The organism is Tardiphaga sp. (assembly GCF_044340795.1).
Taxonomy (GTDB): domain Bacteria; phylum Pseudomonadota; class Alphaproteobacteria; order Rhizobiales; family Xanthobacteraceae; genus Tardiphaga.
Genome location: NZ_JBIISY010000037.1, coordinates 17,694 through 37,842, shown reverse-complemented (window position 1 = coordinate 37,842; position 20,149 = coordinate 17,694). Strand labels below are relative to the sequence as shown.

Genomic DNA, 20,149 nt, shown 5'->3' with positions numbered 1-20,149 from the left:
GCGTATCTACGAGGTGTTCCCGATCCTCGCCACCATGAAGGAGCGCATGGCCGGCCGTCTCTCCGGCGGCGAGCAGCAGATGCTCACCATCGCGCGCACGCTGATGGGCAATCCCGATGTGCTGCTGCTCGATGAGCCGAGCGAGGGCCTCGCGCCGATCATCGTGCAGGCCATCGGCGATCTCATCAAGACGCTACGCGGCATGGGCGTGACAATCCTGCTGGCCGAGCAGAACATGCATTTCTGCCTCGGCATCGCGACGCATGCGACGGTGATCGACAAGGGCCAGATCGTCTATCGCGCCACCATCGACGAACTGCGCCACAACGAAGAGATCAAGCAGCGCTATCTCGCGGTCTGACCGCGCAAACAAGAAACTGGGAATAGGAGACCGATGATGAAACGAGACGAAGGACGCGGCCGCATTGCCGTGGTGACCGGGGGCGCTAGCGGCATCGGTCTGGCAACGGCGACTGTGCTGATCGAGCGCGGCTGGCGCGTCGTGATCTCGGACATCAACGCCAAGGCCAATGCGGAGTCTGCTGCGAAGATCGGGGCGGAATCCGTCCCCTTCGACGTCGCCGATGAACACGCCACCGAAGCCGCCTTTGCCGATATCGAGGCACGGCTCGGCCCCATCGAGGCGCTGTTCGCCAATGCCGGCGTGATCCAGTCCGGCGGCCGTTCGGAAGAGCTGCCACTGGCGGAATTCGACAAGGTCATCGCGGCCAATCTGCGCGGCGTCTATGTATCCTGCATCACCGCCGGCAAGCGCATGACCAAACGCGGCCGCGGCGGCATCGTCATCACCGGCTCCGTCACGGCAACGCGCACCGCGCCGCTGCATGCCTATGCGCCGTCCAAGGCCGCGGCGGTGCATATGGCCGCCTGTCTTGCTGCCGACTGGGGGCGCTCGGGCGTCCGCGTCAATGCAGTCTCGCCGGGCTATGTCGGCACGCCGCCAGTGCTGGCCAATATCGAACGCGGCACGCGCGACAAGCGCCTGTTGACCGAGGGCTCCGCCCTAGGCCGCATGGTGGATCCCGAAGAGATCGGACGCGGCGTGGCCTTCCTGCTGTCGGACGATGCGTCGGCGATCACCGGCATCAATTTGCCCGTCGATGCAGGCTGGCTCGCCAGTTCGCATCTGACGACCTATGGCGGCGTGCCCGCCGCGCGCTGAACCGCATCGCCAAGCCCCCCTGACGGCCGCTCTGCCGAGAGCACGCGGGGACGCGCCAACATCATGGAAAACGCATCATGACCTCTGCCGATAGATCCCCCTTCGACCTGACCGGACGCCGCATCGCGATCGCTGGCGCCGCCGGCGGTATCGGCAGCGCGACCGCAAAACTCGCAGCGAAGCAGGGCGCCACGCTGGTCCTGCTCGACATCGTCGGCAAGGATCGCATCCGGGAGCGCGTGGGCGCGGAGCTAGCGGATCGTTCGGAAATCTTCAGCCTCGATACGGGCGTGCGCGCTGATGTCGAAGCCGTGGCGAAACAGGTCGGCCCCGTCTATGGCCTCGTCGATACCGCGGCGATCGCCCCGCATGACGACTGGATGGCGCCGGACTGGGAAGAAGCCCTCGACCGCGTCATCCGCGCCAATGTGAAGGGCCCGATCAATCTCACCCGCGCCTTTGTGCCGGGCATGATGGAGGCCGGCGAGGGCCGGGTGGTGCTGTGCGGCTCGGTCGCCGGCTGGATGGGCGGCCTGCGCACCGGCCCGCACTACGCTTTCGCCAAGGGTGGCATCCATTCCTTCACCCGCTGGCTGGCTAGCAAGTCCGCGCCGCGCAACGTGCTCATCAACGGCATTGCGCCGGGCCCGGTCGAGACCGCCATGACCGACGGCAAGGGCTACGATGTCTCGCTGTATCCGCTCAAGCGCATGGCCAAGGCAGAGGAAATCGCAGCGACCGCGGTGTTCCTGTGCAGCCCCGGCAGCGGCTATGCCACCGGCGCGATCTTCGACATCAATGGCGGCACGCATCTGCGCTGACGCCTATCGACCGAGAGCACTTTTCCGATGACGTCACGTTTGTTTTCGCCGCTGAAGCTGCGCGGCATCGACCTCGACAATCGCATTGTCGTGTCCCCGATGGCGCAATATTCCGCGGACGAGGGCGGCTTTGCCGGTCCCTGGCATCTCGTCCATATCGGCCAATTCGCGGTGTCCGGTCCCGGGCTGATCATCATGGAAGCGGCGGCCGTGCAGCCCTGCGGCCGCATCAGCCGCGGCGATCTCGGCCTGTGGTCCGACGATCACATCGCCGGCCTGCGCGCCGTGACCGATTTTACCCACAGCCATGGCAGCGCGAGGATCGGCATCCAGCTCGCCCATTCCGGTCGCAAGGGATCAGCGCTGGCGCCGTGGCTTGGCAGCACCGAACTCGGCCCGGACGACGGCGGCTGGGACACCGTCAGCGCATCCGCCATTCCCTATCCCGGCCGGCGCATGCCGCAGGCGCTCGATGCAGCCGGGCTGGACGCGCTCAAGGCCGACTATGTCTCGGCCGCGCAGCGGGCGCAGCAGGCCGGTTTCGATCTGCTCGAGCTGCATTGCGCCCACGGCTATCTGCTGAACTCGTTTCTCTCGGCCATGAGCAATGATCGCACCGACGACTATGGCGGCTCGCTCGCCAATCGCATGCGCTATCCGCTGGAAGTCTTCGCCGCGATCCGCGCGGCATGGCCGGAGCATCTGCCGCTCGGCGTGCGCGTCTCCGCCACCGACTGGGTCGATGGCGGCTGGACCATCGAGGACTCCATTGCGTTCGCAAAAGAACTCAAAGCACTCGGCTGCGACTATGTCACCGCTTCATCCGGCGGCATCGTGCCGGAACAGAAGATCACGCCGGCGCGCGGCTATCAGGTGCCGCTCGCAGCGGCGATCCGCAACCAGGCCGGCATCGCCACCATGGCGGTCGGCCTGATCGAGGATGGCCCGCATGGCGAGGAGATACTCGCCGATGGCGCTGCCGACCTGATCGCGCTCGGTCGTGGCATGATGTACGACCCGCGCTGGGCCTGGCACGCCGCGGAGAAGATGGAGCAACAGGCGGCTTTCCCGTCGCAATATGCGCGGTCGCATCCGTCCATGCGCAATCGCGCGCGATAGGCGCAGGGGTTACTTCCCCTTTGCCTCGTTCCAGAGCGCGTCCATCTCCGCGAGCGACGCGTCCTGCACCGTCCGGCCTTTGGCCTGCAATGCCCGCTCGATATAGGCGAAGCGCTTTTCGAATTTCACATTGGTGCCGCGCAGCGCCATTTCCGGATCGGCTTTCACATGCCGCGCAAGGTTCACCAGCGCGAACATCAGGTCGCCGGTTTCTTCCGCGATGTGATCCTGATCGCCGCGCTCCAGCGCTGCCTCGATCTCGTCGGCTTCCTCGCGGATCTTGGCCAGCACCGCCCGCGGATCGTTCCAGTCGAAGCCGACGGTGGACGCCTTGGCCTGTAGTGCCAAAGCCTGCGCCAGCGCCGGCTGGCTCGCTTTCACGCTGGCCAGCAGCGAGGCTGGGGCGGCGACATTCTCGCCGCGCCGTGCCGCGCGCTCCGCCTTCTCCTCGGCCTTGATGCGATCCCAGACCCCCTTCACATGGCCTGCAGTGACATTGCCATCTGCATCCGCAAACACATGCGGATGCCGGCGGATCATCTTTCTGGTGATTGCCGTCACCACATCGCCGAAATCGAACTTGCCTTGCTCCGACGCCATCTGCGCGTGGAACACGACCTGCAGCAGGAGATCGCCGAGCTCCTCGCAGAGATCGTCGAGATCGTTCCGCGCAATCGCGTCCACGACCTCATAGGCCTCCTCGATCGTATAGGGCGCGATGCTCGCGAAATCCTGTTCCAGGTCCCACGGACAGCCGGACACCGGCGTGCGCAGCGCGGCCATGATCTCGAGCAGGCGGGTGATGTCGCGGGAAGGGGTCATGCAGGCTCCGGTCGTAGGGCGGATTAGCGCAGCGTAATCCGCCGCGGAGTTTCAGCCATGAACTCGGCCGGCGGGTTACGGCTTCGCCTAACCCGCCCTACGGCACAGCGCAACTTTCACCATCGCGCCCGGAGTGATATTGCCACCCTATGACCGACACCCGCACTTCCACAGCCCTCGTCCTGTTCTCCGGCGGCCAGGATTCCGCCACCTGCCTCGCCTGGGCGCTGGACCGCTTTGCCCGCGTCGAGACGCTTGGTTTTGCCTACGGCCAGCGCCACGCCGTCGAGCTCGACAGCCGCGCAAAGCTGATCGACGGCATGAAGGCGATCAACCCCGGCTGGGCCGCGAAGATCGGCGACAGCCACACCCTCGACATTCCGACACTCGCATCCATCTCCGAGACCGCGCTGACCCGCGACGTCGCCATCGAGATGGGTGCCGACGGCCTGCCCAACACATTCGTGCCCGGCCGCAATCTCGTCTTTCTGACCGTCGCTGCCGCGCTGGCCTATCGGCGTGGGATCACCGACATTGTCGGCGGCATGTGCGAGACCGACTATTCCGGCTATCCCGACTGCCGCGACGACACCATCAAGGCGCTCAACAGTGCGCTCAATCTCGGCATGGCGAAGAACTTCCAGCTGCACACCCCGCTGATGTGGCTCGACAAAGCCGCGACCTGGGGGCTGGCGAACGATCTCGGCGGCGTGCCGCTGACGGACCTGATCCGCGAACTCTCCCACACCTGTTATCTCGGCGAGCGCGGCGCGCTGCACGACTGGGGCTATGGCTGCGGCAAGTGCCCGGCCTGCGAATTGCGCGCGAAGGGCTGGCGGGAGTTCAAGGCGAGCGCGGCTTAAGCTCAGCCGCCCTACGGCCCGACGCGACAATCCGTCGCGAAATTACCGCTCGACAGCGCGCGACTCAGCTAAGCCTTTGCCATGGGGAAGCTGTTGGGACGAGTGTTGGCTTGTTGCGCGACCGGTCTGGTCGCCGCGCTGCTCGCCGGCCCGAAACCAGCGTCCGCCGCCAATGGCGCTTATGCCGTCGATGCTGCCGATATTTCCGAACTCGGCTCCTGCAAGGTCGAGAACTGGTATTCGATGGCGACGAATACGGATTTCGCGGCCATCGCCAATCCGTCCTGCGTGGTCGATCTCGGCGAGCCCGTCGAGCTCAGCGCGCTGACCAATTACAGCCGGTCCGGCGGTGATTACTCAACCACGATCGCCCCCAAGGCAAAATACAATTTCGAGCCGACCGGCATCGGCAAGTTCGGTGTCTCGGTGCTCGGCAGCATGACCTTCGATGCCGTCACCGGCCAGAACACTGCTGTGTTCGCCGAAATTCCGGCGACCTGGCGCTTCTCGGAGACCACGCGCATCAATCTCAATGCCGGCTGGCTATGGGATCGCGTCAATGACTGGCACTATTTCACATATGGCATCGGCTTCGACTGGAAATTCACCGATACGCTGCAATACACGATCGAGCTGTACGGGCAGGCGGGCCGGGCCGACATGCCGAGCGTGATCCAGCCAAGGCTGCAGACCGGCATCCGCTATCGGCCGAATGAGACGTTCTCGGTCGATCTGATCTATGGCCGGAACATCACCGGCGAGGATTCCAACTGGATCACCATCGGCACCACGATCCGCTTCCCGCCGGAAGGCGGCGCGAAGCTGCGCGAGCCGCATTTGTGAGGCTCAGCCGTAGGGCGGATTAGGCGTAAGCCGTAATCCGCCGCGGAGTTTCAATTATGAACTCGGCCGGCGGATTACGCTTCGCTAATCCGCCCTACGGCACAGCGTTTAAGCGGCGAACGATGCGCGAACTGCTTCCGCTTCCGCAGCAGGCAGTCCCACCAGCGGCGGACGCACGCGGAGCCAGCCGTCGTTGCCGTAGCGCTTGGCCAGCAGCACCTTCAGCGACGGCAGTTGCGCATAGCTCGACACCGCATTGCGGCCCGCCACGATACGCTCCTGCGCCGCTGCGACCTCTGCCGCCTTGGCCGGATCGTTGTAGCCGTTGAACACCGTGGCGAGATCGCCGCCGACCAGGTTCGAGGTCGCGGTGATGCAGCCGGCGCCGCCCATGGGCAGCAGCTTGATCATCAGCGGATCGGCGCCGACCAGCACCGAGAAACCGGGAAAGCGCTCGACGATGGCGCTCATATTGGCGAAATCGCCGGAGGAATCCTTGATGCCGGTCACGATCTCGGGGAAGCGCTTGCGCAGGCGATCGATGACGTCGAGCGAGATCGGCACCGCCGACATCTGCGGGATGTGATACAGCACAACGCGCAGGCGCGGATCGTTCACCCGCTCGATCACCGCCGTATAGGCATCGACGATGCCATCGTCGGACACGCCCTTGTAGTAGTACGGCGGCAGCATCACGACAGCTTCCACGCCGTTGGCGACAGCATGCTTGGTGAGCTCGACCGTCTCCATGATCGACGCCACGCCCGTGCCCGGCAGCAGTTTTGTCGGCGCGATGCCTGACTTCACCACGGCTTCCAGCAGCGACTTGCGCTCGGCCGACGACAGCGAATTGGCTTCGCCGGTGGTGCCAAGCATCGCGATGCCGGTGCAGCCATCATCCAGCAAACGCTGGCAGTGCGCGGTGAATAGACCCTGATCCACCGAGAGATCGGCGTTGAAGGGCGTGGTGGCTGCGCAATAGACGCCGGAGGGGAAGGGGGCTGTCATCGTCGGGCTCTTTCTCTGAAGTTTTGAGGGGAGATCCCCTGCTTTTCGTTCAACGTGCAGTCATTTACTCAGCCCCTCATGGTGAGGAGGCGCATAGCGCCGTCTCGAACCATGAGATGCTGGATCTCAGAGCTTGCCGCCATCCTTCGAGACGCGGCCTTACGGCATGATCTGGCCGCCATTCACCTCGATTACCTGGCCGGTGATGTAGCCACTCATGCTTTCATCGGCCAGGAACTGGTAGGCGCCGACGCATTCCTCCGGCGTGCCGATGCGGCCGAGCGGGATGGTCTGGCGCGAGGCTTCGAGTTGCTCGGCATTCGAGTAGCGCTGATGGAACGGCGTCATGATCACGCCCGGCGCCACCGCATTGGCGCGCACATTGAACGGCGCCAGTTCCTTCGCGAGCACGCGGGTGATGGTCGAGACAAAGCCCTTGGCCGAGCCGTAGAGGCCGGCGCCGCCGCCGCCGCCATTGCGGGCGGCGACCGAGGTGGTGTTGATGATCGAGCCCGAGCGCTGCGCTTCCATGATCTTGGCAACCTTGCGGCAGGCGAAGAACACCGAGCCGATATTGAGGTCGATCACATCGTCATACTGCTCGTCGGTGGCATTGGCGATGGAGGTGCGGCCGAACATAGCGCCGGCATTGTTGATCAGCACGTCGATGCGGCCGAGCTTGGCATGCGCCTCGTCGATCACGCGCGCAGCTTCCGCGCGTTCCGAAACGTCGCCGCGGACCAGATCGGCCTTGCCGCCGGCGGCCTGGATGCCGGCCACCACGTCCTGCGCGCCTTCGGGATTGCCGTTGTAGTGCACGATCAGGTTGGCGCCGAGCGCGCCGAATTTTTTCGCCACGGCCGCGCCGATGCCGGAGCTCGCGCCGATGATCACGATGGCTTTGCCGTTCAGTCCGTTGGTCACGCAGAAATCCTTTCGAATGTTGCCAGCGTTCGACCACGATTTTTGCAACCTGACAAGTTGTCAGATTTTGTGCGCCGCAATACGACTTTTGACCAACTCAAACAATATTTCCGTTTTAAAACAGGAGGGTACACATACTGTCATTGTCCGTGCGCATGTTTGACATGTTGACAAGTTGAGCGCGCCCTCTCATGTTCGCCGCAACCTGGCGAGGAAATGTTTCTAAGAAAGGCCGATCGGATCGATCGGGTTTTCGAATGAAACTTCCGCGTCGCCCTGTGAGCCGCGGTCCGACTTGATGATGAAGCCGATCGATTCCAGCGAACACCCCGATGCGCCACGCCCGCGCAATGCCGGCGCGTCCCTGGTCGACAGGGTCTATGGCGAACTTGCCGAGCGCATCGCCAATGGCGACTACGCGGCGGACCAGAAGCTTCCCGGCGAACACGAACTGGCAGGGATTTTCGACGTCTCGCGCCCAGTGCTGCGTGAAGCGCTCGGCCGCTTGCGCGAGGATGGATTGATCTATTCCCGCCAGGGCTCCGGCAGTTTCGTGCAAGCGCGCGCCAAGGCGCCGCAAATCGGCTTCGCCCGCGTCGAGACCATCGCCGACATCCAGCGCTGCTTCGAATTCCGCATCAGCATGGAAGGCGATGCCGCGCATTTCGCAGCACTCCGCCGCAGTGACGACAATCTCGTTCAGATCGAGGCCGCGCTCGGCCTGCTGCGCGAGGCGACGAAGCATCGCAAGCATCGCGAGGACGCCGACTATGCGTTCCATCTTGCGATCTCGGAGGCGACCAACAACCATTACTTCGCGACCTCGCTGAACGCGCTGAAGGACCATGTCGCCGTCGGCATGAAGCTGCATGGCCAGTCGCTGATGGGCCCGCAGCCGGGTCTCGAAGCGGTGTTCGAGGAACACAGCAGCATTTTTGAAGCGATCCGTGACCGCGACGCCGAGGCAGCGCGCACGGCCATGCGTCTCCATCTCGAGACCTCGCGCGACCGCCTGTTCGAAGGCCGTTTGCTCGATCTCTCGTTCCGGTAGACGAGGAGAGTAATTTGACCGACCACACGACATTTCTTGCCACGCTCACCGGCATCGTCGGCAACCGCTACATCATCGGCCCCGGCGGCGATTTCGAGCCCTATGTGGTGGATTGGCGTGGCCGCTATCATGGCAGCGCGCTGGCCGTGGTGAAGCCCGGCTCGACGCAGGAAGTCTCCGACGTCGTGAAGGCCTGCGTCGCTGCCGGCATCGCCATCGTCCCGCAAGGCGGCAATACCGGCATGTGTGGCGCCGCGACGCCGCTCGGCGATCGCCCCATGATCGTGCTGCGCCTCGATCGCCTCAACAAGATCCGCAGCGTCAGCCGCCTCGGTGACAGCATCGCCGTCGATGCCGGCTGCATCCTCGCCGACATCCAGAAGGTTGCCGACGATATCGATCGCCTGTTCCCGCTCAGCCTGGGCGCCGAAGGCTCCTGCCAGATCGGCGGCAATCTCTCCACCAATGCCGGCGGCACCGCCGTGCTGCGCTATGGCACCACGCGCGAACTCTGCCTCGGCTTGGAGGTGGTCATGCCCGATGGCGAGATCCTCGATGGCATGACGGCGCTGCGCAAGGACTCCACCAGCTTCGACACCAAGCAGCTCTTCATCGGCGCCGAAGGTACGCTCGGCATCATCACCGGTGCGGTCCTCAAGCTCTTCCCGAAGCCGCGGGCGAGGGCAGTGGCCTTCGTCAAGCTCAACAGCATCGATGCCGTGCTCGACCTGCTTGCTCAGGCACGCACCGATCTCGGCGACCGCCTCGGCGCCTTCGAGGTGATGTCGCGCGGCCAGATCGACGTCATCGCCGAAAACCTGCCGCTGGTGACGATCCCGTTCGAACTGGATACGCCGTGGTATGTGCTGATCGAGCTGGTCGACACGCTGCTGACCGTCGATCTCAACGAAGCCATGGAGGCCATGCTCGGCAACGCCTATGAGCGCGAGCTGATCGCCGATGCGCTGGTCGCCTCCAGCGAGACCCAGGCGGCCACCTTCTGGAAGATCCGCCACAGCGTCTCCGAAGGCAGCAAAGCCGCGGGTTATGTCATCTCGCATGACAGCGCGGTGCCGCTGTCGCAGCAGGCGACTTTCGTGAAGCAGGTCGAGAAGCGCATCGCAGCGTATCGCCCGGATGCGCGCATCGTGATGCATGGCCATATCGGCGACGGCAATATCCACGTCCTCGCGATCATTCCCGGCTTCAAGCAGGACCAGAAGAACGAGATCGCCGAGACCATCCTCGGCATCAACACCATCGTCGACGAGGAAACCGCGGCTCTCGGCGGCAGCATCAGCGCCGAGCATGGCATCGGCATCGCCAATCGCGAGCGCCTCGGCCGCGTCGCCAAGCCGGTCGAGCTCAAGCTTTTGCGCAGCGTCAAGGCGATGCTTGATCCCCACGACATCATGAATCCCGGAAAGGTGCTGCCGGCGCAGTGATCGCCGCAGCTTCGACTGCTGAACTAGAATCAAATTCGAGAAGAGGACGACCCATGACAATCAAATCCATCCTGATGGCCGCCGCCGTTGCGCTCAGCGCCGTCGGCTCGGTCCATGCCCAGGACGCGAAATATCCGACCAAGCCGATCACCATCGTCGTGCCATTCGCGGCCGGCGGCACCGTGGACATCATCGCCCGCATGGTCGGCGAGCACCTGCAGAAGAAGCTCGGCGCCACGGTGGTGGTCGAGAACATGGGCGGCGCCGGCGGCAATATCGGCGTCAACCGCGTCGCCAAGGCGCAGCCGGATGGCTACACGATCGGTCTCGCCTCGACCTCGCCGCTGGCGATTGCGCCGTCGCTCTATGGCAGCAAGCTCCAGTTCCAGCCGGAGAAAGACCTCGTCGCCTTCACCCAGGTGAGCCAGGTGCCGAACGTGCTCGTTGTCAACCCGGACCGCATCAAGGCGCGTACCGTTCCGGAGCTGATCGAATACATCAAGGCCAATCCGGAGAAGGTGACCTTCGGCTCGTCGGGCCCGGGCACCTCGCAGCATCTCGCTGGCGAACTGTTCCAGCAGATGACCGGCACCAAGATGATCCACGTGCCCTATAAGGGCTCCAGCCAGATGGTCACCGACCTGATCTCGGGCCAGATCGACATCGCCTTCGACAACGTCCCGCTGCTGCTGCCGCATGTTGCCGGCGGCAAGCTGGCGATGCTCGCCACCGCCACGCCGAAGCGCGCCGAGTTCGATCCCAAGGTGCCGGCCGTCGCCGAATTCCTGCCGGGTTTCGAAGCCGTCGCGTGGCATGGCTTCATCGCTCCGATCGCGACGCCGAAGCCGATCGTCGACAAGCTGTCGAGCGAAGTGCGCGAATTCATGAGCCTGCCGGAAACCAAGAAGAAGATGTCCGAACTCGGCGCTGTCGCCGTCGCCGTGCCGCAGGATGAGTTCACCAAATACATCGCCAGCGAGACCGCACGCTGGAAGACCGTGATGGAAAAGGCCAACGTCACGATGAATTAAACTCTGATGTAGCCCGGATGGAGCGTAGCGAAATCCGGGAAGCAGAGCTTCGGCAGTTCGCCGGTCCCCGGATTGCGCTTTGCTTCATCCGGGCTACGAAATGACGCATCACGCTTTCCGCGTGGTGCATCACCCGAAATCGAGCACCCGCAAACGGGGCCGATCAAACCCACTGGAGGAACGCCCCATGAGATTGCCCTCGATCCTGACGGCTGCCTGCCTCACGCTTGGCACGCTTGCACCTGCATCAGCGCAGGATGCCAATTATCCCAGCCGCGCCATCACCACCATCGTCCCGTTCTCGGCGGGCGGCACCGCCGATATCCTCGGCCGTATGGTGGCCGAACATCTGCAGAAGAAGCTCGGCGCGACCATCGTGGTCGAAAATGTCGGCGGCGCCGGCAGCATCATCGGCGTCACCCGCGTCGCCAAGGCGCAGCCTGACGGCTACACGCTCGGCATCGCCAGTACGTCGGCGATGTCGATCAATCCGACCATCTATGGTGCCAAGCTCAGTTACAATCCGGAGAAGGACCTCGTGCCGATCGCGCAGGTCAGCATGGTCCCCAATGTGCTTGTGGTGAATCCGAACAAAATTCCTGCGCGCACGGTGCCCGACCTGGTCGCCTATCTCAAAGCCAATCCCGGCAAGGTCACGTTCGGCTCGGCCGGGCCGGGGACCTCGCAGCATCTCGCCGGCGAACTGTTCCAGCAGATGACCGGCACCAAGATGGTCCATGTGCCCTATAAGGGCTCGAGCCAGATGATGCCGGATCTGCTCAGCGGCCAGATCGATCTTTCTTTCGATAACGTGCCGCTGCTGTTGCCGCACGTCACGGGCGGCAAGCTCGCGATGCTGGCAACCGCCACGCCGAAACGCGCCGAGTTCGATCCGAACCTGCCGGCGGTCGCCGAGTTCCTGCCGGGTTTCGAGGCCGTCGCCTGGCATGGCTTCATCGCGCCGTCCGGCACGCCGAAGGCGGTCACCGACAAGCTCTCGGCCGAGATCCGTGCCTTCATGCAGCAGCCGGAGACCAAGAAGAAGATCTCCGAACTCGGTGCCGTGGCGATGGATGTCGATGGTCCGGAATTCGCAAAGTATATCGCCAGCGAGACGTCGCGCTGGAAGGGCGTCATCGAGAAGGCGAATATCTCGATGAACTGAGATCCTCTGTCCCGGACGCGGTGCAACGCGTAGCGTTGCTCCGCAGAGCCGGGACCGTATCAAACGCCGTCGTTCGCGATGGTCCCGGCTCTGCGGAGCGGCATAAGAATGCCGCGCCGCGTCCGGGACAAGTAAGAGGTTACTTCTTCACCGAAGCCAGGAACTTCGACAGCATATCCGCTTCCGGTGAGTGGTAGCTGTGGCGATCGCGCAGCTCGGCCGGAGCACTCCAGCCCGGCTCGATCCCCGTCATGTCCGGCAGCTCATGCGCGATGCCCTTGTGGCAATCGATACAGGTCCGCTCGCCAGTAACCAGAAACTTCGCATGGATCGCCGCAGCCCGCGGGGCCTGTTTGGCAAAATCCATCGCGATCGCCGAGTGGCAGTTGCGGCATTCCAGCGAGTCATTCGCCTTCAGCCGCGCCCATTCATGCTTGGCCAGCTCCAGGCGCTTGTCCTGAAATTTCTCGCGCGTCGAGATCGTGCCAAAGATCTTACCCCAGACCTCCTTCGACGCCTGCATCTTGCGGGCGATCTTGTCGGTCCAGTTGTGCGGCACATGGCAGTCCGGGCAGGTGGCGCGGACGCCCGAACGGTTGGCAAAATGCGGCGTGCGCTGCAGTTCCTGATACACATTGTCATGCATCTCGTGGCAGCCGGTGCAGAATTTCTCGGTATTGGTCACTTCCAGCGCGGTGTTGAAGCCGCCCCAGAAAATCACGCCGCCGAGAAAGCCGCCCAGCGCCAGCACGCCGAGGCTGATATGCGTGGCCGGCCGGCTGGCGATCCGCCAGAACCACAGCAGTTTCGCCAGCACCCATTTCACGAACCTCATCTGCCGAGTTCCTTCATGTCGGTGAAGGTGTTCTGGACCAGCGGCCGCGCATCGGTCTGGGTCACGTGGCAGGCCGTGCAGAAATAGCGCCGCGGCGTCACATCGGCGAGCATCTGGCCGTCACGATCCATGAAATGGGTCACGCTGATCATCGGCGCGCCCGAGCCTTCGGTGAATTCGCGACGATGGCATTCGAGACAGCGATTGGCCTTCAGCGTGAGCTGATAGTTGTCGATGGAATGCGGGATCACCGGCGGCTGCTCCGGATAATTCCGCATCACCCGCTTATCGTCGGTGATGGCGCGCGGCAGCGCCGGGGCAGGGACGTCCGACATCGGCTGCGCCGCCCCGGTGACGCGCGGCACGATCTGCACCGCCGACTGCGTCGACTGCGCGTAGATCGCACCGGAGACCAGCACCGTGGCGCCGGCGATGATGGCTGCAAGGAGGGCTTTCATGGCGCTTACACCGAAACGATCTTGACCGCGCATTTCTTGAAATCCGTCTGTTTGGAGATCGGGTCCGTCGCATCCAGCGTGACCTTGTTGATCAGCTGGCTCGCATCGAACCACGGCACGAACACCACGCCGCGCGGCGGCCGGTTACGTCCGGCGGTGTCGATACGCGTGCGGATCTCGCCACGTCGCGACGCAAGGCGGATTTCGGCGCCCTGGTTCAGGCCACGCGCGCGTGCGTCTTCGGGATGCATGAAGCAGCGGGCGCCGGGGAAGGCCTTGTAAAGTTCCGGCACGCGCATGGTCATGGAGCCGGAATGCCAGTGCTCCAGCACACGGCCGGTCACCAGCCAGAGATCGTATTCGTTGTCCGGCGATTCAGCGGCCGGCTCGTAAGGCACAGCGAGGATGCGCGCGCGACCGTCCTTGTTGCCGTAGAACTCGACCTTCTTGCCCGGCTTCACATAGGGGTCGAGCCCTTCGCGATAGCGCCAACGGGTTTCCTTGCCGTCCACCACGGGCCAGCGCATGCCGCGCACCTGATGCAGCATGTCCCAGGGGGCGAGATCGTGGCCGTGGCCACGACCGAACGAAGCGTATTCCTCGAACAGGCCTTTCTGGACGTAGAACCCAAAATCCTTGGATTCGTGATTGCTGTAGTCGGACGGAATCTCGCTGGTCGCGAACTTGTCCACCTGGCCGTTGCGATAGAGGACATCGAACAGCGTCTTGCCTCTGAAGGCCGGATTGGCGTCGAGCAGGGCGGCAGGCCACACCTCGTCCGTGGTGAAGCGCTTGGAGAATTCCATCAGCTGCCAGAGATCGGACCGCGCCTCGCCCGGCGGATCCACGAGCTGGCGCCACACATGGGTGCGCCGCTCGGCATTGCCATAGGCGCCTTCCTTCTCCACCCACATGGCCGCAGGCAGCACGCAGTCCGCCGACATCGCGGTCACCGTCGGATAGGCGTCCGACACCACGATGAAGTTGCTGGGGTTGCGATAGCCGGGATAGGTCTCGCGGGAATTGTTGGGCGCGGCCTGAACATTGTTGTTCACCTGCACCCAGTAGAAATTGATCTTGCCGTCATGGAGCATGCGGTCCTGCTCAACGGCGTGGTAGCCGATCTTGTCTGGCAAAAGGCCAGGCGGGACGCGCCAGAGCTCTTCGGTATGCTTGCGATGCTCCGGATTGGTCACCACCATGTCGGCGGGCAAGCGATGGGCGAAGGTGCCGACCTCCCGCGCGGTGCCGCAGGCCGAGGGCTGGCCTGTCAACGAGAACGGCGAGTTGCCGGGCTCGGATATTTTGCCGGTCAACAGATGGATGTTGTAGATGAGCTGGTTGACCCAGACGCCGCGGACATGCTGGTTCACGCCCATGGTCCACAGCGACATCACCTTGCGCTTGGGATCGGCATAGAGTTCGGCGAGTTCGAGCAGATAGTTCTGGTCGACGCCGGACAGCTTCGACACTTTCTCCAGCGTGTAATCCTTCACGAACTCCTTGAAGGCGGCGAAGTCGATCGGCGTCGTGGCGGCAGCCGTGGCGACACCCTTCGCCTTCTGCTCCAGTGGATTCTCCGGACGAAGCCCGTAGCCGATATCCGTGGTGCCCTTCACGAAACTCGTGTGATTGTCGACGAACTCCATGTTGACGCGGTTCGTCGAGATGATGTGGTTGGCGATGAAATTGAGGATGGCGAGATCGGTGCTCGGCTTGAACACCATCGGGATGTCGGCGAGATCCGAGCTGCGATGTGTGAAGGTGGAGAGCACCGCGACCTTCACATGCGGATGGTTCAGCCGGCGGTCGGTGAGGCGCGTCCACAGGATCGGATGCATCTCCGCCATGTTCGAGCCCCACAGCACGAAGGCGTCCGCAGCTTCGAAATCGTCATAGCAGCCCATCGGCTCGTCCATGCCGAAGGTGCGCATGAAGCCGACCGCGGCCGACGCCATGCAGTGCCGTGCATTGGGATCGAAATTGTTGGTGCGGAAACCGGCGCGCATCAGCTTGGTGGCGGCATAACCTTCCAGCACCGTCCACTGGCCGGAGCCGAACATGGCCAACGCGTTCGGTCCCTTTTCCTTGAGCGTCGCCTTGGCGTGCGTCGCCATGGTGTCGAAGGCCTCATCCCAGCTCACGGGGGTGAGATCGCCGGTCTTGTCATAGACGCCGTTCTTCTTGCGGAGCAGGGGCGTGGTCAGGCGGTCCGCGCCATACATGATCTTGGAGAGGAAGTAGCCCTTGATGCAGTTGAGGCCGCGGTTCACTTCCGCCAGCGTATCGCCATGGGTGGCGACCACCTTGTTGTCCTTGACACCAACCATGACGCCACAGCCGGTGCCGCAGAAGCGGCACGGCGCCTTCGACCATTTGATCGATAGCGAACCGACGCCGCTGGCGACGGGCTGCGCCACTGCCGGAACGCTGATGCCGGCCGCCGCTGCCGCCACTGCCGCTGCCTGTGCCTTGAGAAGATCACGCCGCGAAAGAGTCATTGTTCGTTGTCCTGATCGAGACGTTGTTCGAAAACCATGTTGGCGGACAGCACGCCCGGCCACGACGAGATCTCGGCGAGCATCGCGCCCAGCGCGCCGCTGCCGGGTCCTTCCAGCACCGCGACGAGCTTGTGTTCGGAGCGGTGGTGAATCTCGACGCCGGGCAGGCCCAGCAATCGCGCGGACACCGCTTCCATATGAACTGGCAGCACCGACACCACCGCGCTCGAGATGTGGTCGTGGTCTTGTGCAGACGCGTCAGCACTCGCGCCCGTGAGCAGGGCGCGTCGGGTCAGTTTGTTCGTCATGTGCGTGTCCTAGTGAACCGAAGGCGGGCCGGGCGGGCCAAAGAACATCTGGAAAATCCAGACCGAAAATCCGTAGCCGCCGACGACGCCGACCGCGACGACAGGCCAGATGAAAACAATGATGGTGAGGAAGACGAGCAACTCCGACATGCGGCTGTTGCCCGTGGGTGCCTGATCAGGCGGAGAAATATTCTGGTCCGTCACCATGTGCTCCCCCTTCGGTTAGCGGCCATATGCCTGGAGAAGAGGCGAGAGTCGCCTAGAGCATGGGCACTATCGTCGAGCGAACACGGACCTTCTTTGCGCTATGTCAAAGCTCGTCCACCAACCGTCGGCGCGCAATCCGAGCGCCTGCCTCCGTGCTGCCGCAAGAAATGCAGCCGTCGATTTCGGCCGATTTTTACAAGCCGTTGAAATATCTCGGTGTTAGACTCGACGCGTCTTGAGGCAAACCAGAGGCAGTCTTGCGTCAATCTTGCAAATCGCTCGCGATCATCGGTATCGCCATATCTCTCAACCAGCCCGCTTCGGCCGGTACCGACCTGCTCACCGAGGCGCCCGATCTCGGCGAGTTCTATCCCTACGGCCTCCAGCGCGTGACCGAGATGCTCGACCGCGAAGTCGGGCAGGGCCATCTTGCCGGCGCCATCATGCTGATCCAGCGCCACGGCAAACCGGTCTATTATCAGGGCTTTGGCGTCCGCGATCCCGCCACCATGGCACCGATGACGCGGGACACGATTTTCCGTCTTTATTCCATGAGCAAGCCGATCACGTCGGCAGCCGCCATGGTGCTGGTGGAGAAGGGCCGGTTGAAGCTCGACGATCCCATAGCGAACTACATCCCCGCCTTTGCCAATCCCCGCGTCGCCACCGAAAAGACCGACGCCAGCGGCAAGACGTATCTCGATTTTTCGCCAGCCTTGAAGCCCATCACGGTGCTCGATCTGATGCGCCAGTCGTCCGGCATCAGTTCGGCCTTCACCAATCTCGGCCTGGTCACCGAGCTTTATCTCGGCGCCGATCTGTTCGCGGGTGATTTCGACAATCGTGACTTCGCCGATCGCCTGGCAAAGCTGCCGCTTGCCTACCAGCCGGCCAGCGTCTGGGATTACGGCCATTCCACCGACGTGCTCGGGCGCGTCATCGAAATCGCGTCCGGCATGTCGCTCTATGATTTCGAGAAGCAATATCTGTTCGACCCCATCGGCATGGTCGATACCAGCTACTATGTCCTTGATCCCGCCAAGGCGCCGCGCATCGCGCAGCCCTTGCCGACCGATCGCATCATCGGCAACGAGACGATCAGCGACCCGACCGTCAAGCGGAAATGGGAATCCGGAGGCGGCGGCCTCGTCTCTACAACGGGCGATTATGCCCGTTTCCTGCAGATGCTGCTCAATGGCGGCGAGATCGACGGCAAGCGCATCCTGAAGCCCGAAACGGTCGCGCTGATGCGCAGGAACGAGGTCGCGCCGGCGACCGACGTGAAGCCGTGGGCCTATTACTATCCCGGTGCCGGCTTCGGCTATGGCCTCGGCTTCGGTGTGCGCGTCGGTCCAGGAGAAGACGGCGTGCCGGGCTTCATCGGCGAGATGGCCTGGGGCGGCGCGGCCGGCACCTATTTCTGGACCTATCCGGACCATGACATGGTGATGATCCTGATGGTGCAGACACCGACCCAGCGCGGCCGCATCCAGCCGATCCTGAAGACGCTGGTCTATGAGGCGATCGTCAGGTAGCCACGGCGCGCCGCGTCGTCAGGCGCGCGATGTCCATGAAGGCGCGCACCGCCGCGGTCTGGTAGCGGTGGGTGTCCCAGAGGATCGCCCCGCAGCGACGGATCCAAGGTGGCCCGATGGGGAGCATGACCAGATCCGTCCGGCCGGTGAGGCTGCGATCGGCGAGGATGGTCGGCAGGCCGCCGGACTTCGCCAGTTCGATCAGCGCCTCCACGGAATCCATCTCCACCGAAATGTTGAGATTCATGCCCGCAGGCAATGACGCGTCGAGAATCCGGCGCGTGGCATAGTTCGGCGTCAGCAGCGCAAGAGGGCGGTCGGCCAGAGATGCCAGCGACACGCAGGCCTGCTCCTCCTCGCCCGGCGACTTCGCCGACAACAGCACCAGCCGTTCCTCGAACAGGCGATCGGCGCCGAGATCGGGATTCTGGGGCGGATCGAATGCAATCGCGAGATCGAGATGTCCCGCCAGAATGCGCTGTTCCAGACCAACCGCACTGCCGACTTCCACATTGAGCCGGACACCCGGATATTTCTGGCTGAAGCTCGCGATGATCCCGGGCAGGAAAGCGGTGCTGTAAGTGTGAATGATGCCGACGCGGAGAACGCCCGTCATGCCGCCTTCGAGTTCGGCAATGGCCGTCCGCGCCGCCTCGGTCTGCACCATCAGGCGCTGGGCATGTTCGCGCAGTGCGCGCCCCGTCTCCGTGAGCTGCATGCCATGGGATGTCCGGTCGAACAGCACCGTTCCGAGATCGTGCTCAAGCGCGCGGATCTGCTGGGACAGCGTGGGTTGAGCCACTCCGAGCACCTCGGCGGCTTTCGCCATCCGGCTGTGAGCGGCGACGGCCAAGAAATAGGTGAGGCGTCTCGGGTCCATTATCCGATTATAATCTCCTATTGAATTGATAGTTTCAAGTGCATTGGCCTATTGCCATCTTCGTGGCAAATGACGCCCGGAAACAGCCAGAAGCAGCGCGGAATGCTGCTGCCCCGAACCGATCCGATGGGAGGATTCCTGCTCATGTTGTCTCGACGTTTGTTCGTCTCCGGCGCCGCGCGCGCCGCACTGATCGCCGGCCTGGCCTTCTCGGCCGCACATCCGGCCATCGCGCAGGATTATCCGACCAAGCCGATCCAGCTGATCGTGCCATTCGCCGCCGGCGGTGCCGCGGACATCATCGGCCGAACCATTGCCGAGAAGCTGGGCCAGATTTACGGGCAGCAGGTGGTCGTCGAAAACCGCGGCGGAGCAGGGTCGAATATCGGCATCGGGGCCGCGGCCAAGGCCGCACCCGACGGCTACACGCTGGTGCTCGGCTCGATCGCGGTCGCCGTGAATCCATGGCTCTTCAAGTCCATGCCCTATGATCCGATGAAGGATCTGACGCCGCTGACCCTGGCCCTGGAAACGCCGAATGTCGTGCTGGTGGCGCCGTCATCTTCCATTAAGAACACGCGCGATCTCATTGCTTACGCTAACGAAAAGGCAAAATCCGGCGGCGCGACCTACGGCTCGGCCGGCATCGGCTCGTCGCTCCATCTGGCCGCGGAACTGTTCCGGCAGAAGGCCAAGGTCGATCTTACGCATGTGCCGTATCGCGGCTCGTCGCCGGCGCTGACCGACCTCATGTCGGGCCGGATCGACATGATGTTCGACAACGCCTCCACCGCGCTGCCGCAGGTGCAGGGCGGCAGCCTGCGCGCCATCGCGGTCACCACCAAGAACCGCATTGCCGCGCTGCCGGATGTCCCGACCATCGACGAGTCCGGCGTGCCCGGCTTCGAGCTCGGCAACTGGTGGGCCATCTTCGGGCCCGCCAACATGCCGCCCGCGCTTGCCGATCGCATCAGCGCCGATCTGCGCAAGGTGCTGGCCGATCCGGACGTCCAGCGCCGCTTCGCCGATGTCAGCGGCCGCGTGATCGCGTCCTCGCGCCAGGAACTGGCGGATCATCTGGCCAAGGAAAACGCCCAGTGGAAGCAGATCGTGGACGCCGCCGGCATTCGCGGCAGCCAGTGACACCACT

Annotated in this window: 21 protein-coding genes; 12 read left to right on the top strand and 9 right to left on the bottom strand. The window is 63.7% G+C overall.

Annotated features, from left to right (window positions below; all coding sequences use genetic code 11):
- From ACIQ17_RS08820 to ACIQ17_RS08805, 4 genes are all read left to right on the top strand, one after another.
- The coding region (locus tag ACIQ17_RS08820; RefSeq protein ID WP_398467516.1) for an ATP-binding cassette domain-containing protein at positions 1-361 on the top strand (361 nt) is incomplete at its 5' end.
- A 36-nt stretch (positions 362-397) separates the two neighbouring features.
- The gene (locus ACIQ17_RS08815) at positions 398-1,183 is read left to right on the top strand and encodes an SDR family NAD(P)-dependent oxidoreductase (protein WP_398467514.1); all 786 of its coding nucleotides are present in this window, start codon (positions 398-400) and stop codon (positions 1,181-1,183) included.
- 77 nt (positions 1,184-1,260) lie between these two features.
- Positions 1,261-2,004: an SDR family NAD(P)-dependent oxidoreductase gene (locus tag ACIQ17_RS08810; protein WP_398467512.1), complete on the top strand. Its 744-nt coding sequence runs from the start codon at positions 1,261-1,263 to the stop codon at positions 2,002-2,004.
- A gap of 27 nt (positions 2,005-2,031) precedes the next feature.
- On the top strand, positions 2,032-3,123 hold the full coding sequence (locus ACIQ17_RS08805) for an NADH:flavin oxidoreductase/NADH oxidase (protein WP_398467510.1): 1,092 nt from the start codon (positions 2,032-2,034) through the stop codon (positions 3,121-3,123).
- Between the two features lie 9 nt (positions 3,124-3,132).
- Here the strand turns inward: ACIQ17_RS08805 and mazG are convergent, their stop codons facing one another.
- Positions 3,133-3,945, bottom strand: coding sequence for a nucleoside triphosphate pyrophosphohydrolase (gene mazG / locus ACIQ17_RS08800; protein WP_398467508.1), 813 nt, complete (start codon positions 3,943-3,945; stop codon positions 3,133-3,135).
- Positions 3,946-4,094: 149 nt separating this feature from the next.
- Here mazG and queC point away from each other — a divergent pair, with 149 nt between their 5' ends.
- Together queC and ACIQ17_RS08790 are read left to right on the top strand one after the other, a co-directional pair.
- Complete coding sequence (gene queC / locus ACIQ17_RS08795; RefSeq protein WP_398467506.1) at positions 4,095-4,808, top strand: 7-cyano-7-deazaguanine synthase QueC; 714 nt, start codon at positions 4,095-4,097, stop codon at positions 4,806-4,808.
- Positions 4,809-4,901: 93 nt separating this feature from the next.
- Positions 4,902-5,651 carry a hypothetical protein gene (locus ACIQ17_RS08790; protein WP_398467504.1) on the top strand — a complete coding sequence of 250 codons (750 nt, stop codon included), beginning with the start codon at positions 4,902-4,904 and terminating at the stop codon, positions 5,649-5,651.
- Between the two features lie 108 nt (positions 5,652-5,759).
- Here the strand turns inward: ACIQ17_RS08790 and ACIQ17_RS08785 are convergent, their stop codons facing one another.
- Positions 5,760-6,659 carry a dihydrodipicolinate synthase family protein gene (locus tag ACIQ17_RS08785; RefSeq protein ID WP_398467502.1) on the bottom strand — a complete coding sequence of 300 codons (900 nt, stop codon included), beginning with the start codon at positions 6,657-6,659 and terminating at the stop codon, positions 5,760-5,762.
- 159 nt (positions 6,660-6,818) lie between these two features.
- Positions 6,819-7,583 carry an SDR family NAD(P)-dependent oxidoreductase gene (locus ACIQ17_RS08780; RefSeq protein ID WP_398467500.1) on the bottom strand — a complete coding sequence of 255 codons (765 nt, stop codon included), beginning with the start codon at positions 7,581-7,583 and terminating at the stop codon, positions 6,819-6,821.
- Between the two features lie 301 nt (positions 7,584-7,884).
- Between ACIQ17_RS08780 and ACIQ17_RS08775 the strand changes: the two genes are divergently transcribed.
- The 4 genes from ACIQ17_RS08775 to ACIQ17_RS08760 all read left to right on the top strand — a co-directional run bounded on the left by ACIQ17_RS08775 (position 7,885) and on the right by ACIQ17_RS08760 (position 12,275).
- Positions 7,885-8,634: a FadR/GntR family transcriptional regulator gene (locus tag ACIQ17_RS08775; protein WP_398467498.1), complete on the top strand. Its 750-nt coding sequence runs from the start codon at positions 7,885-7,887 to the stop codon at positions 8,632-8,634.
- Between the two features lie 14 nt (positions 8,635-8,648).
- Entirely contained in the window at positions 8,649-10,079 is a 1,431-nt protein-coding gene (locus ACIQ17_RS08770) for an FAD-binding oxidoreductase (protein ID WP_398467496.1), read from the top strand.
- 53 nt (positions 10,080-10,132) lie between these two features.
- Complete coding sequence (locus ACIQ17_RS08765) at positions 10,133-11,110, top strand: Bug family tripartite tricarboxylate transporter substrate binding protein (RefSeq protein WP_398467494.1); 978 nt, start codon at positions 10,133-10,135, stop codon at positions 11,108-11,110.
- A gap of 187 nt (positions 11,111-11,297) precedes the next feature.
- Positions 11,298-12,275 carry a Bug family tripartite tricarboxylate transporter substrate binding protein gene (locus tag ACIQ17_RS08760; RefSeq protein ID WP_398467492.1) on the top strand — a complete coding sequence of 326 codons (978 nt, stop codon included), beginning with the start codon at positions 11,298-11,300 and terminating at the stop codon, positions 12,273-12,275.
- Between the two features lie 139 nt (positions 12,276-12,414).
- Here ACIQ17_RS08760 and ACIQ17_RS08755 read toward each other — a convergent pair whose 3' ends face one another.
- The 5 genes from ACIQ17_RS08755 to ACIQ17_RS08735 are packed head-to-tail and all read right to left on the bottom strand — an operon-like array spanning position 12,415 to position 16,584.
- Positions 12,415-13,110, bottom strand: coding sequence for a NapC/NirT family cytochrome c (locus tag ACIQ17_RS08755; RefSeq protein WP_398467490.1), 696 nt, complete (start codon positions 13,108-13,110; stop codon positions 12,415-12,417).
- On the bottom strand, positions 13,107-13,601 hold the full coding sequence (locus tag ACIQ17_RS08750) for a nitrate reductase cytochrome c-type subunit (RefSeq protein ID WP_398467488.1): 495 nt from the start codon (positions 13,599-13,601) through the stop codon (positions 13,107-13,109). The genes ACIQ17_RS08755 and ACIQ17_RS08750 overlap by 4 nt, the downstream gene beginning before the upstream one ends.
- Positions 13,574-16,069, bottom strand: coding sequence for a periplasmic nitrate reductase subunit alpha (napA, locus tag ACIQ17_RS08745; RefSeq protein ID WP_398467486.1), 2,496 nt, complete (start codon positions 16,067-16,069; stop codon positions 13,574-13,576). Before napA ends, ACIQ17_RS08750 begins: the two co-directional genes overlap by 28 nt.
- Positions 16,066-16,377, bottom strand: a complete 312-nt coding sequence (locus tag ACIQ17_RS08740; protein WP_398467484.1) for a chaperone NapD — start codon at positions 16,375-16,377, stop codon at positions 16,066-16,068. Before ACIQ17_RS08740 ends, napA begins: the two co-directional genes overlap by 4 nt.
- Before the next feature lie 9 nt (positions 16,378-16,386).
- Complete coding sequence (locus ACIQ17_RS08735; protein WP_398467482.1) at positions 16,387-16,584, bottom strand: nitrate reductase; 198 nt, start codon at positions 16,582-16,584, stop codon at positions 16,387-16,389.
- 257 nt (positions 16,585-16,841) lie between these two features.
- On the opposite strand from ACIQ17_RS08735, the gene ACIQ17_RS08730 reads away from it, so the two are divergent.
- A complete protein-coding gene (locus ACIQ17_RS08730; RefSeq protein ID WP_398467480.1) occupies positions 16,842-18,119 on the top strand; it encodes a serine hydrolase domain-containing protein in 1,278 nt (425 codons plus the stop codon).
- Here ACIQ17_RS08730 and ACIQ17_RS08725 read toward each other — a convergent pair.
- Positions 18,112-18,999 (bottom strand): LysR substrate-binding domain-containing protein, encoded by an 888-nt coding sequence (locus tag ACIQ17_RS08725; protein WP_398467478.1) that lies wholly within the window; start codon positions 18,997-18,999, stop codon positions 18,112-18,114. The genes ACIQ17_RS08730 and ACIQ17_RS08725 overlap by 8 nt on opposite strands.
- A 144-nt stretch (positions 19,000-19,143) precedes the next feature.
- Between ACIQ17_RS08725 and ACIQ17_RS08720 the strand changes: the two genes are divergently transcribed.
- On the top strand, positions 19,144-20,142 hold the full coding sequence (locus ACIQ17_RS08720) for a Bug family tripartite tricarboxylate transporter substrate binding protein (RefSeq protein ID WP_398467476.1): 999 nt from the start codon (positions 19,144-19,146) through the stop codon (positions 20,140-20,142).
- The last annotated feature ends 7 nt before the right edge of the window (positions 20,143-20,149 follow it).